General features: G+C 61.4%; 9 protein-coding genes. 3 read left to right on the forward strand and 6 right to left on the reverse strand.

The window, feature by feature from the left end; all coding sequences use genetic code 11:
• Window positions 1-51 precede the first annotated feature (51 nt).
• Window positions 52-1,887: an MFS transporter gene (locus AAFP29_RS13400; RefSeq protein ID WP_419217847.1), complete on the reverse strand. Its 1,836-nt coding sequence runs from the start codon at window positions 1,885-1,887 to the stop codon at window positions 52-54.
• Between the two features lie 360 nt (window positions 1,888-2,247).
• Here AAFP29_RS13400 and AAFP29_RS13405 point away from each other — a divergent pair, with 360 nt between their 5' ends.
• From AAFP29_RS13405 to AAFP29_RS13415, 3 genes are all read left to right on the forward strand, one after another.
• A complete protein-coding gene (locus AAFP29_RS13405; RefSeq protein WP_419217848.1) occupies window positions 2,248-3,363 on the forward strand; it encodes an alpha/beta hydrolase in 1,116 nt (371 codons plus the stop codon).
• A 66-nt stretch (window positions 3,364-3,429) separates the two neighbouring features.
• Complete coding sequence (locus tag AAFP29_RS13410) at window positions 3,430-4,443, forward strand: hypothetical protein (protein ID WP_419217849.1); 1,014 nt, start codon at window positions 3,430-3,432, stop codon at window positions 4,441-4,443.
• Entirely contained in the window at window positions 4,440-5,735 is a 1,296-nt protein-coding gene (locus AAFP29_RS13415; RefSeq protein WP_419217850.1) for a methyltransferase family protein, read from the forward strand. The genes AAFP29_RS13410 and AAFP29_RS13415 overlap by 4 nt, the downstream gene beginning before the upstream one ends.
• Window positions 5,736-5,740: 5 nt before the next feature.
• On the opposite strand, the gene AAFP29_RS13420 is transcribed toward AAFP29_RS13415, so the two are convergent.
• The 5 genes from AAFP29_RS13420 to AAFP29_RS13440 form a co-directional block, all read right to left on the reverse strand.
• Window positions 5,741-9,097: an ATP-binding protein gene (locus tag AAFP29_RS13420; protein WP_419217851.1), complete on the reverse strand. Its 3,357-nt coding sequence runs from the start codon at window positions 9,095-9,097 to the stop codon at window positions 5,741-5,743.
• Window positions 9,094-9,912: a DUF4194 domain-containing protein gene (locus AAFP29_RS13425; protein WP_419217852.1), complete on the reverse strand. Its 819-nt coding sequence runs from the start codon at window positions 9,910-9,912 to the stop codon at window positions 9,094-9,096. Before AAFP29_RS13425 ends, AAFP29_RS13420 begins: the two co-directional genes overlap by 4 nt.
• A complete protein-coding gene (locus tag AAFP29_RS13430; protein ID WP_419217853.1) occupies window positions 9,909-11,369 on the reverse strand; it encodes a DUF3375 domain-containing protein in 1,461 nt (486 codons plus the stop codon). Before AAFP29_RS13430 ends, AAFP29_RS13425 begins: the two co-directional genes overlap by 4 nt.
• A gap of 144 nt (window positions 11,370-11,513) precedes the next feature.
• On the reverse strand, window positions 11,514-12,137 hold the full coding sequence (locus tag AAFP29_RS13435) for a TetR/AcrR family transcriptional regulator (protein WP_419217854.1): 624 nt from the start codon (window positions 12,135-12,137) through the stop codon (window positions 11,514-11,516).
• 10 nt (window positions 12,138-12,147) lie between these two features.
• Window positions 12,148-14,382: an MMPL family transporter gene (locus AAFP29_RS13440; protein WP_419217855.1), complete on the reverse strand. Its 2,235-nt coding sequence runs from the start codon at window positions 14,380-14,382 to the stop codon at window positions 12,148-12,150.
• Between the last annotated feature and the right edge of the window lie 140 nt (window positions 14,383-14,522).

The raw sequence follows: 14,522 nt of genomic DNA on the forward strand, positions 1-14,522 counted from the left end.
CGCTCTCCGGCAACGATTTTCACCGCGACTAACTTTAGGCCAGCGGATCGGTCATCCCGTGATCCGCGCACCGTCGGGCTGGACGGAGGGTTCCTCCCCGACCAGTGACGCCGGAGTGCCGGCACCAACGTCGGCAGCGACGGCAGCCAACTCGGCGCCGACGGTCTCGGCGACCACTGGTCGGCGCTTGGGCGTGCCGGTGAACAGCGATGCGATCGCGCCGAGAACACAGCAGATCAGCGCGAAGGTGAACGCCGCACTGAGACCGTCGGCGAACGGATCACTGATCAAATGCGGAAAGAAGTCCAGACCGGTCAGATGATCAACGCTGCTCTGCGGCAATCCCTGCAATGCCTGCCCGCCGACTTGTTGGATCGGGTTGTAACCGAGGAAGGCTGCGAACAAAATGCCAACGGTCGGCAGGTGCGCGATTCCCTGCGCCGGCTCGACGGGCATCCCATTGGTGGTCAAGCCGTCGTACATCGCGCTCGGCAAGGTCGAACTCAGACCGGCGATCATCAGCGAGAAGAACACGCCGATGGACAACACCATCGCCGCGTTCTGGAAGGTCGTCATCATGCCGGCGCCGGACCCACGCGAGTTTATCGGCAGCGAGTTCATGACTTCGGCGCGGTTAGGTGAGGCGAATAGCCCCATCCCAATTCCGTTGATCAACAAGATGATTGCGAATACCACGTAACTAAAGTCGACCGGGATCGCGATCAGAGCGGCGAATGTTCCGGCCGTGATCAGCATGCCTACCGTCGTGAACCACTTGGTGCCCAGTCGATCGGACAGCGCGCCGGAAACCGGTGCGCTGAGCAGAAATCCGATCGTCATCGGCACCATGTAAATACCTGCCCACAGGGGTGTACGCGAGTAATCGTATCCGTGCTGCGGCAACCAAATTCCCTGCAGCCAGATGATCAGGATGAATTGCAGCCCACCACGGCCAATCGATGCCATGAGGTTCGCGATATTGCCGAATGTGAAGGACCGACTTTTGAACAGTGACAATTCGAAGAGCGGGCTGTCGACCTTGGTCTCGATGAACACAAAAATCACCAGGACGGCAACACCCCCGATCAGCCCGGCCATCACCCATGGATTGCTCCAGCCCATATTCGACGACCCATAGGGCTGAATGCCATAGGTGATAGCGATCAGAATGGCGATCAGCCCGACGGCAAACGTGAGATTGCCCCACCAGTCCATCTTCGCGCGGCGGCGTTCGCCGGTGTCGTGGAGCTTCAGATAGGCCCAGACGGTGCCGACGACGCCGAATGGAACCGACACCAGGAAGATGTAGTGCCACTGGATCGGCGCCAGCACTCCGCCGATGAGCAGACCGAGGAATGAACCGGCGATCGCGGCGACACCATTGATTCCCATGGCGAGACCTCGTTGGTTCGCCGGGAAAGCGTCAGTCAGAATCGCTGACGAGTTGGCCATCAGAAAGGCACCACCGATCCCCTGAATGACTCGCCAGAAGATTAGCCAGATAGCCGCCTCGGCGCCGTCGAACCACGTGATCGCCAGGAAGATCGACGAAATGGTGAAGACGGCGAAGCCCATGTTGTACATCCTGGCCCGGCCGAACATATCGCCCAGCCGCCCGAAACTCACGACCAGGACGGCGGTGACAACGAGAAAACCCATCATCATCCACAACAGGTAGCTGGTGTTCTGTGGTTCCAGTGGATTGAGGTTGATCCCCTTGAAGATATCCGGCAGCGCGATCAACACGATTGACGAGTTGATCGTCGCGATCAGCATGCCCAACGTTGTGTTGGACAAGGCGATCCATTTGTAGTTCGGACCGAGCTCGGTCAACGATGTCTGGCGCGACCGTTTTGCCCGGGCACCGCCCGCTATGTCAGTCGACATGTTCGCCTCTCAAAACTATTGCCACCTAATACTTTTCACTATCAGCCCCGACACCCGTACGGCTTGGATATCCGGTGCGATCTGTGCGGTACCGCCGATCTGGGTGACACCCGACTACAGAAATATAGTTGCTACAAGCTAATTGATTACTTCGATACTCTAAGTGACGTGCGCCCCGGGGCGCCACCGGGTTGCTGTGATACTCACGACACCGATTGCGAAAAGGGTTGCGAATAGGGCAGATTCGACGTCGGAATGTCCGCTATTTGCGTTTTGCGCGAACAGTTGGTTCGCCTCACGGACCCATTAGCGACGATCGCCGGCCCACACCCGCGTCACCCACCCACTACCCTGGGCCGCATGGTGATGGCCGATCGACCCGAAGTTCAGACCGCATCCGCACCGGTGACTGCGCTGACCGTCGTCGGACTCGGCCAGAGTCTGCTCAATGGTCTCGCACGAGTGCCGTTTCGGCAGCCGTGGCGCGGTCCTGCCGGACTCCTGGACAACGTCGGACAATCGGTTACCCGCCAGGTGATCCGCTCGCTAATGGGCTACTCGATGGGCCTGCCAATCGACGAGTTCCGGTCGATGGAGAAAATCCTCGACGAGATCTGCCGTCTCGTCATCCCGCCGTTCGTCAATATCACCGATGACGTCGAGATCACCGACGACGTCGTAGGCGGCGTTCCGGGCATCTGGTGTCGCGCCAAGGCGAGTTCGGACGCACATGTCGACGACGATGCCGACAAGGAGACGATCAACGCGACGGTGCTCTACCTGCACGGCGGCGGGTATATCGGCACATCCCCGATCATGTATTCGGCGTTCGCGGCATCACTGGTCAGAATCACCGGGTATGAGGTGTTCATCGCGGACTATCGGATGGCACCGGAGTTTCCGTTCCCGGCCGGCGTCATCGACGCTGCCGATGCGTATCAGGGCCTGATCGATCGCGGTATTGACCCCGAACATCTGGTCGTTGCCGGCGACTCGGGCGGCGGTGGACTCGCGACGTCGTTGATCTCACTGCTGCATTCGCGTTCAACCCCCGCGCCAGCCGCGCTCGCCTTGTTTTCGCCCGAAGTCGACCTAGCGCTCAACCAACCATCGGTGCTCGACAATGCCCCGCACGACATATTGCCCTGGAGCGTCCCCGTGACCCCGTACCTGCAAGGCGTCTCCCCCGACGACGCTCGGGTTTCGGCAGCCTACGCGGACCCGGACCCGGCCTGGTTTCCGCCGACCTTTGTCTGCTGGGGTGCCGATGAGATGTTTCGCGACGGTATCCGCGAGTTCGTCGAACGACTCGAGAAGGCCGGCGTGCAGGTATACCCGATGGAAGAGTTCGGAATGTTCCACGTCTTTCCCATCCTGATGCCGTGGGCCGAGTCATCGAAGCGGGTTTTCCGCGCGCTCCACGAGCTTTCCGCCGACCACGTCGAACCCGATGAGGACGCCCAGGCTACGCACTGAGCGGCTGTCATCCGCGACGTCGACCGTTCGCGGTAGCAAGCTCTCAGTTCGCTACGATCACATGTCATGACAGAACCCGATGTTCCTCCGCCGCTACCGGAGGAACCGGAAACCAACCACTATCGTCCGTCCGGCCAGCAATGGCTGCTGGTTGGTTTCATCGTCGCCTTCGGTGCCGGCTTCCTGCTCTATCACGGCCTGAAAGACAACGGCCTGGGGCAATCGGCTGCCCTGTACGTCGGGATACCGGTGGTGATCGCCGCCGTCGTGACGCTCCTCTCGCCGGCAAAGAAGCCGGTCGGTACGGCGATGAAAGTCACGACTATTCTCCTGCTACTGTCCGTTCCGGTACTCGGTGAGGGAGCCTGCTGCGTTCTGCTCGCGGCTCCCCTGTTCTACCTATTCGCCTTCCTAACCGCCGAAGCGGTCGCCACCGCGCGCCGCCGGCGAGGGAAGTCTGCCGGACCTGCCGCGTTCGTGATTCCGGTCCTGTTGGGACTGCTGGTTTTGGAGGGCGCAACGCCAGCGCTGACGCCCCGAGCCGACTCAGTGTCCTCGGCGACCCGGATTGTCGAGCTGCCGGCCGGGAAAGTCGCTGCGGCACTGTCACTTCCGATGAGGTTCGACAGCGTTCCACGAACCGGGATCTTGGCGCTCGGCTTTCCGACCCCGCAACACGACAGCGGCGGGCTCGACATCGGCATGTCGCGCGTGATCAATTTCGACGGCGCGCATCATCGCAGTGGCCCTGTCGCTCAACATCATTGGGGTACCCAGCGCAGCGCACTCACCTTGCGGATCGCCACCCGGACCGCGAATTCGGTCACTTTTATCCCTATCTCCGACACCAGCCCGATGGCGACATGGCTTCGCTGGGATCAGATCGATGTCAGCTGGAAACCAGTAGATGATCACCGCAGCGAAATCCGTTGGCAGGTCAACTACACCCGTCTTCTTTCGCCGTCATGGTATTTCGGGCCGATCGAACGCCTCGTCACCTGGCGTGCCGCCGACTACCTGATACGCGGAATCGACACGGGCAACGTCGCCGGACATTCGTATCACCCATCCGCTCAATGACACCTGACGTCGTCGCGCTCCGGCCGCTGTTCGTACTGATTCCAGTGGTCCTCGCGGGCGGATTATGGTTGGCCGTCAACGACATTCGACGCCGTTCGGCCGCCGTTCTCGCCCTACTCTGGAATTTGATCGGTCTGACCGCGCTCAATGTGCTGGCAATATCCGTCGGATGGTGGAGTTTTGATTCGGCCCCGGCGGCGCTCCTGGGGGTGCCCGTCGACCTGCTGCTGGCTTGGGCCATCCTATGGTCGGTAATTCCGGTGCTCTCGGCTCGCTGGATTCCGTTGCCGTACACGGTTACCGCGCTGATAGTGCTGGATGTCTACGCGATGCCGGCACTGCGCCCGGTTGTCGAGCTGCGCGGTGACTGGTGGTGGGGTGAGCTGATCGGCGTCGTCACCTGCCTGATTCCCGCTTCGATTCTTGCCACGCTGACCTTTCACCGCCGGGGACTGACCGTTCGCGTCGGGTTCCAGGTAACACTCTTCGCAACAATGCTATTCGTCGTGGTCCCGGTGCTCTGCTACGAATTGCGCTTGCGCAGTGGATTTCTCGCTACCGCTCCGGAGTGGCGTCCGCAACTCGGCAGCACCGTCGACATCGTGGCGATCCAACTCGCCGGAGTCATCTCCCTGGCCGCGCTGGCCGCCGTTGCTGAATTCACCCGGGCCGGCGGAACTCCCTGGCCGTGGGATCCGCCATCACGCGTGGTGACCGTCGGTCCGTATGCCTACGTTGCCAATCCGATGCAGCTATGTGCGACGCTCCTGGTGGTGATCGCGGCAGTAGTTTTGCAGATTCCGTTGATGTTCGTCGCGGCGGTGATGACGGCAACTTTCTCAGCAGGAGTCGCGGCCTACGTCGAAGACGACGCATTGACCCGTAGGTTCGGCGACCAGTGGTCCGTCTACCGAAGGTCGGTGCGCAACTGGATACCGCATTGGCGGCCGGCGCCCAGTGCCACCGCGGCCCGGGTGTACCTCGCACGAGGATGCGATCCGTGCAGCGACCTGGCCGCCTGGATCGTCGCCCGCCGACCTATCGGGTTGGAACTCCTTGCCGCCGAGGAACATTCGGAGCCGCTCCGACGCATCCGGTACGAATCGTCCGATGGCCTGCCGCGCAGCGGCGTTCCGGCGGTCGCAGCCGTGATGGCACATCTCAACCTCGCGTGGGCGATAACCGGATGGGTCATCGGAACGCCGGGGATCTCGCATCTCATGCAGTTGCTCGTCGACGCGTCGGGCGGACAGGCACGCGACATACCGACGCCCACGGCTCAATCCGAATAGCGGTTCTACACCGGCAACCGTGCCCCACTCGTTCGGCGTAGATCCGAAAAATCCTGAATCGAGGTCGACAGTGCTGTCGCGATAGGGCGCGAATCCTCGGCGGCCTCGGTCTTCGACACCATGATCACATTGTCGATGTAGGGCTGAATCGTGCTCGTATTCTGCACTGTCGCAACGATGATCAGCTGGAAACCGAACTTTCGGAACGCACTGAGAGCTTGCTGCGCGAACTGCGGATCAGACTTCGAGAACGCCTCATCGAGCATCAGCTGGGCGAAGATCGGCCGGTTGTCCTCTCCATGTGGGCTCGCCAAGTTGAAGCTCAGCGCACCTGCCAAGCAGAATGCCATCAGCTTTTCCTGCTCACCACCGGAATTGTCGCCCGCGTTGCTATAGGTCCGGATCACCTCGCCGGTTGTAGCCTCGTGTTCCTCGCAGTAGAAGTCGAACCGATTGCGTACATCGAGGGCGTCACGAGTCCAGGCTCGATCCTCTGGAGTCGCGCCCGCCAGTCGCTCGCGCAACATCAAGATGTCGGCGTACTGCTCGAGAATCGCCTGCTCGTCACCGAAGCTGACCGCAGTCGTACGTGCCGAGATCAATTTGGCCCGCTCAGTCAATTCCGCCACGGCCGCAAGGTGTTTGCGCCCTGGAACGAGCCGTAGTCGAGTGCCACGATTGAACGCAACCGCGGCCAGACCGGTGTTCACCCGCTCGATCTGCTCGACGATACGTCGTTCCTCGGCATCGGCGGCCATATGCAATCCGAGGATCGCGCCGGGCGCTTGCTCAGTAATCAGTCGCCTCATCCGTTCATACGCGGCCGGAAGTTCGCGCTCGTCGATTCGGCGACTTACCGCTACATAGTCGTGGACGCGCTCATCGAAGTCGTCGCTGTCGTTCGGAATGGCGTCGGGGAATTCTTCGTCATAGGTGTCGATGATCCGCGACAGTTCGTCTCGAGACCGCCGCGCGTCCGATCGCATTCGATCACGATCTTTCGCAACAACTTTGAGCATCTCCTGCCGGTACGGCTCCGGCGCGAGGACGTCGAGGGTCGCCGCCGATTCCTCCCGAAATCCGTCCAGGGTGTTCAGCGCTTGCGGAAGGATCTCATCCGGCGTGATCCGGTCGATCAGATCGAGGAGCTGAGTCCGACGGTCGTCATGCCGGGAAATCTTGTCGCGCACCAACGCCGCCTGCGAGATCGCGGTTCGGACCTGTTCCCAGATATCTTCGGCCTTGCGCTGCAACGCTTCCACGTCGGGGTTGTCCGCCATCAGCAACTCGTACTGCTCGGTGAGTTGATCCAGACGGTCGTCCGCGGTTTCGGTGTCGATCGCACTCCATTGGGTGAACTGCTCACACACTCGCCGGTAGGAGTCGCGGCGCTGTTGCTTTTCGGTACGTTCACCATCGAGCTCAGCCGTTGCCTGGCGGGCGACATCGTAGGCCTCTTGTTCGGCGGAGAGTTCTTCGCGCAGCGCCCCGATCTTGGCGTCAACGTTGCCGACGAAAATATACTGCGACGGCCGCAACGGTTGACGGTCGTCCTTCACCGCGAGTTTCGCCGAATCCTTGCGCAGCCCCTGGTCGGTAACCGCCTTGTTGTGAGCGCTGAAGTCGGCCGGTGAGTCCACGCACACGTAGTTGCCGAGTTTCGTCAACACCGTCAAAGCTTCTGCGGCACAGGGATGCCCGGGATCCACTGCGCGCAACGTCGCACCCAACGTGCCCGGCTCGGGCACTGGCATCAACCGCTGTTCGGCATGATGGATCTGGATCCGACCGCGCATGTCGTGGCTATTGACATACCGTAGCGCGGCCCGAAAGTGCTTGTCCGGAACCAAAAGCCGCAGCCCGGCACCCCGCAATACCTTTTCCACCGCGAGCCGCCAACGCTCTTCGTCGGGCGCCAACTCCACGAGTTCGGCCACATATCGCAATTCGGAATCATCGACCTGCAGCGCATTTGCCAGGATGCGGCGCATCTCATGCTCGGCTCGGGGCAGTGCCGAACCTGCCTGCTGGACCCGACTCAGTTCATCGCGTGCGGCATCGCGGCGCGTTCGAGCGGCGACCTCGGCGGCCAGCAACTCGGCGAAATGCCCCTTTCCCGCAGCGAGCTGTCCATCGATGCGGGTGGCTTCGCCGATCAAATGCTCACGCAGGGACCAGAATTCCTCGGCGTCATTCGGTGCTGAGAAGCCGAGTGCGGTGATCTTGTCTTCATAGGCGGAACTGCGGGCCGACGTTTCATCGCCGGTCTTCTGAGCGGTCGACAACTGTTCTTGTAGCGGCGCCAGGTCACCGGTCGACGTGGCGATCCGGGAGAGCAGATGACTGTGATCCGACCGCAATTGGTCGTGTTGCGATGTCAGCGCGGCCAGATCGCCGTCGAGGCGCGCGATCTGGTCGTCGAGGTCGGCGACTTCGGGCTCCGCGTTGTGCAGTCGCAGATTGTTTATATAAGACCGCACCGTGGTGGTATCGATAGTGTCGAGCACGGTGAAAGTCGCGGCCTCGGCGGCGTAACGCTCCTGAACCGACTCGATATCTCCCAGGATGGCTCGCTTGCGTCGCGCGGCGTCGAGAAGTTCACGCGCGTCCACGAGTGGGTCGATCTGTTCCAACGCGTCTTTGATGCCGACGATACTCGTCGGGGCATCGAGCATGAACTCGCGCACAAACTGCGCCAGCCCGCCAACGCTCTTGAGCGACTTTGCTTTTCCGAGCAACTGCTGCGCGGCATCGGAGCCACGGATACCGATCAGAGAGTAGAGCGTCGCAAGGTACTTGCCTTCGCCGGGACCGCCGCGCCACCCCTGCTCGCGGAAGATCGACGGGTTGTAACTGCCCGCCGCCCACGTGTTGCAGACCTCGACGATGTCGGCGTCGCCGTCGCAGATGAAATACGAACTATGCGCGTCGGTCATCTTGCCCGCGGCAAGCCACTTGAGCACGAGGCCGGTGATGGACGTGCCCGACGTCGAGGTATAGGTAACCGAGATGGCGGCCCACGCCGGTCCGGTACCCCGCAGATACATCACCTCACGCTGCGCGTTGGTCCCATCACGCCGCTCTCCCCACGCGCCACGAACGTATTTGCCCACCGTGCGTTTGCCGCTCGACGCGCCAGCCGCGGTCGCGTCACCCGACGCGTTAAAGTTGCGTCGATGATCGGGGAGGAATGCCAGCGAAATAGCGTCCAGGAGTGAGGATTTGCCGCTACCCGACGATCCGGTGATCAGCGAACCGTTGGGGCTAAACGGAATCGAGTGGTAGCCATCGAAGACTCCCCAGTTGATCAATTGGAGCCGCGACAGGCGGTACTGATCAACGTCGCCGACCGTGGTGTTCACCAGTCCCCTCCCTCGAGTTCGTCGTCATCGGAGTCATCGTCATCCTGATCGTCGTCGTCGGTGGCATCCAGACCGGTCGGCGGCATCACGCCTTCCTCACCCGAGCCGATGAACTGCTCGAATTGCCGCTGCAAGTCAGTGATCACCGACGCGGTCAGCACCGCCGAAATCACCGGACTCACCGTGAACGTGTCCGGGTCGTCGCGGTGCGCGCGCAGAAATGCAAGTTCCGCCATCTTCTCGATGGCGTGGTCGATGCGCTTGTCAAACTGTGCCAGGTCCCGGTCGATGGTATTGGTCACCCCGGCGAACATCTCGTGGATGTCCTCACGGGTAATCAGGACGTGCTCGTTCCGCGAGGCCCGCAGATATTTGGCGAGATGCAACGCCAAGATGGCGTCGTAGGTGTGTATCGTCTCACGCTTGAGAATCCTTCTGCCCCAACGTGAGTCATAGCCAGCCTGCTCGACGAACGCTACTTCGAGTTCATCGACGATGCGCAGCCGAAGATCGAGTTCCGATAGTCGGGTGCGCAACTCATCGCGGTATTCACTGACCCAGGTCCACAACTGCGGCTGGCGCTCACCACTGATATGTCGTCGGGTCAGCAGATTCTGAAGTGCCCAGCATGCACGATCGGGCAATACCGAGACGTCGCCGTCGAATCTCGGTAGCCGCGGGCCGCTATCAGAATCGGCTTTGACAACCGTCGGCAATTCGTCGTACCCCGCGAACTCCTCCGGAGTCGGCGACACTTCAGAACCGGGATCGTCGGCTCCGTTGGTACCGGAGGTGGCGTCGAGGTCGGTTGTCACAGGGCGTCGGCCTCCGCGGTCGGAATCGGTTCGGTGAACATAAGTGCGGGTACTTCAATGGCTCGATCGGTACCTTCCATCGACCGAAACCGAACGTGGGTCGACGCGACCGTCGCGCCCGCGGTTTGTTTGAGTGCCCACGACCATAAGACGATCACATGGGCGAGATACGGTTCGTCGAGACGATCGATCACTTCGGACAGCGCGATCGGCCCGGTGGCGACAGCGGAATTCACAAACTCGGTGAGTTCAACCGTGTCGACCTGTCCCGCCAACGATGCGAACGACGACAGATCCGCAGCACCCGATGCCACCGCGGCGGGGGCCGGCGGCGCGGGATCGCGAATCTCGAATGCGAGCCGGCCGACCGAGTTCACCGCTGGTGTGGCAAGTGGCAGTTCGTATCCGATGCGGCGGTCGGCCAGAGATGTCTTCAGCATCTCGTTGGCACTGGCGAGAGCGTCGTTCAATTGCCGCGCGATCCCCCGGCTCTGTTCGAGTGTGCCGGCCGCGACGAACCGCCTGATCCGACGCGCGCATCGCTGACGGGTACGCCCGACCTCGCCCATCTGCTCGGTCACCAAGGAGAAAAAGTTGTCCATCACAGATCGCAGACCGGGGTCGATTGCCGGGAGTTGACGGGTTACCGTCGTGATGTCGGTAACGAGTTTGCCGCGCTGCGTCGGGTCCTGAATCAGGTGGCTGAACGCGTGATAGGACGCGCTTTGTGGCGATTCCAGCAGAGCCTCGTAGTCATCGAACATCTGCCGCTGGCGGTCTCGGTAGGCCAGGTCGGAGTCGTTGGGGTCATCGAGCAGTTGGGTTGTGATGCGGTCAAGCATCGCTCCGTACTGTCCGATGTCGGAGATGATCTGTTCCATTTGATACGCGATTGCCCGCGCCTCGTCTTCGGCGGCTGTGAGGTCGGGGTCGGGACGCAGTCCGGCGTCGAGATCGGCCAGTTCGACGTCGAGCTCTTGTATCTGACTCTCGATCTCTTCCCGGATCTGATGCGGATCACTGGTGACCTGACCGGCTACCCGCCGCAGGCCCGCGGCAACGCCGCTGATAGAGCCGCCGGTGGCGACGCTGTCTTCGCGACGCAACCGCCGCATGTAGTCCAGCACCGATCGAGCTTCGGTACTCAGGTAACAGGTGATTTGTGCGGAGGCGCTTGCGGTGTCGGTGATCCGATGCAGCCAGCCTTGCCGAGCCCACAACTTGACCAGGTCGGCCCCGCCGGTGTGTTCGGGAGCACCGAGTTCGACGAGATCGCGTTCGAGCCGGATCGCGAGTTCCGTCTCGTTCAGTCGCGTTCCGAAATCCAGGTGGCGCTCCATCAGCGTGACGTAGAGCGCCGAATTGGTCGCCGCGAACAATCGCACCGACGCAGACCTCTGAATGGACTGATTTGCATCCCACGCCGCTGCAAGCGGCGACTGTGCCACGTTTTGCATCGCCGCCTCCTGAGGGTTTCGCTGGTTCACACGGGACGCGACGATTTTGCCATGTTCCCTCTTGCTCACCGCCGCCGCCATCGAAGCAGACCGGAGTGAAGAACATTCATGCTGGTCACCGGAGGTGCACCGGTTCTCGCGTGGTCACGCCAGAGGTAGACCAGCCTCGAGGAGGTCGACGGCACTGAGCAAGGTTTCGAGTGATTGCTGGTCACCGGGATCGTCGGTGTCCTCTGATATGTGGAACAACACCCCAGCCACCGCCCAGGTGAATACCTTCAGCCGCAAATCGTCGGTCGGTACGCCGGTATATGCCGACAGAGTTGCCCTGGCATTGGTGATGGCCTGATCTGACTCCAACTGAAACCGCCGGTGCAACGCCGGCTCCGACCGGATCAGCCGAAGTCGATCCGAACTGCTGGCCCACTCATCGTCGGCGGCCAGCGCGTACATCATCGTGAGCATTCGGCGAACAAAGTCGAATGCCGACAGGCCCGACTCAATGCCGGCGATTTCAGCCTCGATCCGCTCCTGCATTCCGTCGTCGATGACGACTTGCTCTTTGGAGCCGAAGTAGCGAAAGAAGGTAGTGTGCGATACCTCGGCGGCTTCAGCGATTTGGTCAACCGTCGTCTTTGAATAGCCTTGCGCCGCAAACAGTTTCATCGCTGCTTCACGGATCGCGTCGCGGGTGCGTTCCTTACGCTTCTCCCGTAACCCCATCCGGGGGCCCGAAGAGCTCTCCGGGCCCGCCGACTGGACTGCCATCATCACTCCCCTATCCGGGCGTCGACACCAACTCAGGTTGGCCAACGTCGCCGACGCCGTCGAGTCCGCGGTTGCGAACCTTTTCACCCTCGATATCCAGGTTAGGCACCAACCGGTCGAGCCAACCCGGCAGCCCCCACGCGCGATCACCCAACAGCGCGATGATAGCGGGCACCACGAGCATCCGGATGATGAACGCATCGAAGAACACCGCGACTGCCAGTGCGAACCCGATCATCTTCATAGTGATGTCGGGCGACAGGGTGAAGGCGGCGAAGACGCTGATCATGATGATCGCGGCTGAGGTCACCACGCGGGCGCCGTGACGATAGCCTGCGATGATCGCATCCTTGGCCGACATGCCGTGGATGTATTCCTCTCGCATCCGGGTCACCAGGAACACCTGATAATCCATCGCGAGTCCGAAGACCAATCCGATCAGGAAAATCGGCAGGAACGACAGGATCGGCTGCGTATGCGAGACGAATCCGCCCCAGCCTTCCTGGAATAGCGCAACCGTTACACCGAAGGTCGCGAGTACCGAGAAGATGAATCCGACCGTTCCGATCAATGGCACCCAGATCGACCGGAATACCGCGACCATAATCAGGAAGGCCAGCCCGACGACGACGATCAGGTACGGAATCAGCGCCTTGTCCAGTTTCGACGACAGATCGGACATGATCGCGGTCTGCCCGCCCACATGCAGAGTGGCACCCGCCCTCTCTGCCTGCGGCTTCAGATCACGGATCTGCTCCATCAGGTCGTGGGTCGCGTGATCCGACGGCCCCGAATTCGGGATCACCGAGATCAACGCGGTGTTCGCGTCGAGGTTCGGTGTCGTCGTACCGTTGCCAGTCCAGGCCAGGGCGGCCGGGTTGGCAACATTTTTGAGCGATTTGATCTGTGCAACAGTGTTATTCGCGACCGCCGCGATATCACCATTGTCCTCGTGGAGGACGACTAGCAGTGGCCCGTTGATCCCTTCGCCGAATCCGCGCTGCAGCAGCGATTGGGCGGCAGCCTCGTCGTCGGACGCGCTGGACATGCCCAGTTCCATCGTCGTCGTCGGAATCGCGGCGAGTGCCAACGCGACCAGGCCGATGAGAATGAACGGCAGCGGGCGTCGGACGACGGTACGGCCGACCTTGACCCCGAGGGTGTCGGCGTCGGATTCTTCCGCGTGTTTGATCCACGGGATCTTCGGCAAGAAGACGCGATGGTCACAAGCACCCAAGATCGCGGGGATCAGGGTGAGCGCCGCGAGTACGGCGACCGCGACCGCGAGACCGGCGCCGGCGCCCATCTGAGTGATCAGTGGAATGCCGATCACCATGAGAGCGACGACCGCGATGATGACCGTGAGTCCCGCGAACACCACCGCGGAACCGGCGGTGCCAACGGCTCGTCCGGCGGCGTCGGCGCGATCACCGCCCCGGCGCAATTCGCTGCGATAGCGACTGACGATGAATAGCGCATAGTCGATGGATACCGCGATGCCGAGCATGGTGACGATGCCGGTCGCGGTCTCGTTGATCGTCATGACCTCGGCGCCGAGGGTGACCAGCATGATTGTCAGGATCACGCCGACGATTCCGGTGACGAGGGGAATGAATGCGGCAACCAGCGCCCCGAAGGCAACGATCATTACAACGAACGCGACGGCGAAGCCGATCAATTCGGCTGTGCCCGCCTGCTCTTTGACTTGCATCAATGACCCGGTGGCTTCAACCTGAAGCCCCGCGTCCCCTCGATGTCGATCCAGCACGGCGACCAGTTCCTTCTTCTGATCGATCGTCAGATCCATGATGCCGATGTTCTGGCGGATCTGGATGAGCCCGACTTTTCCGTTGTCACCGAGAACTGACGCCGCGAGTTGAGGCGTGAGTGAGGCGACTGTCAAAGGATTCGCGACGCCCGATGGGTCGACGACGTCTGGGAGTTTCGCCAGGTCGGCAACTAGCGCATCGATCTGTTTTGAATGCGCGGCCAAACCGTTGTCGGCGGCCACCAACACGCTCGTCGACGCCTTCTCCTGCTGTTCAGAGACCTTGGGAAAGTATTTTTGCAGCTGCTCGGTCGCCGTTCCACCGTCGGTGCCGGGCAGACTGAAGTCTTTGGCGAATTTGGGTGAGAGCACCTGAACCAGACTGATGACCGCTACCAGCGCGATCAGCCAGGCAGCGATGATCGACCATTTGTGCCGGAACGAGAACCGTCCGAGGCGGAACAACCAATCGGCCATGCGTATGAACCCTTCTCAAGCAACTGTTAGTGAGTACCACTTAGTACTGAGTACCAGTTATTCGCCGCCTTGCCCACCTGCGAGTGCGAAATGTGAGACACGTCAACTTCAACTGGGCTATCGTTCGGGCAAAGGAACAC

It is taken from the genome of Gordonia sp. CPCC 205333, assembly GCF_048537885.1.
Lineage (GTDB): Bacteria > Actinomycetota > Actinomycetes > Mycobacteriales > Mycobacteriaceae > Gordonia.

Excerpts from the sequence above, each read along its gene's own strand:
- AAFP29_RS13410 (WP_419217849.1), top strand. The coding sequence starts at position 3,430 with ATGACAGAACCCGATGTTCCTCCGCCGCTACCGGAGGAACCGGAAACC.
- AAFP29_RS13400 (WP_419217847.1), bottom strand. The coding sequence starts at position 1,887 with ATGTCGACTGACATAGCGGGCGGTGCCCGGGCAAAACGGTCGCGCCAG.
- AAFP29_RS13430 (WP_419217853.1), bottom strand. The coding sequence starts at position 11,369 with ATGCAAAACGTGGCACAGTCGCCGCTTGCAGCGGCGTGGGATGCAAAT.
- AAFP29_RS13440 (WP_419217855.1), bottom strand. The coding sequence starts at position 14,382 with ATGGCCGATTGGTTGTTCCGCCTCGGACGGTTCTCGTTCCGGCACAAA.
- AAFP29_RS13405 (WP_419217848.1), top strand. The coding sequence starts at position 2,248 with ATGGTGATGGCCGATCGACCCGAAGTTCAGACCGCATCCGCACCGGTG.
- AAFP29_RS13415 (WP_419217850.1), top strand. The coding sequence starts at position 4,440 with ATGACACCTGACGTCGTCGCGCTCCGGCCGCTGTTCGTACTGATTCCA.
- AAFP29_RS13435 (WP_419217854.1), bottom strand. The coding sequence starts at position 12,137 with ATGGCAGTCCAGTCGGCGGGCCCGGAGAGCTCTTCGGGCCCCCGGATG.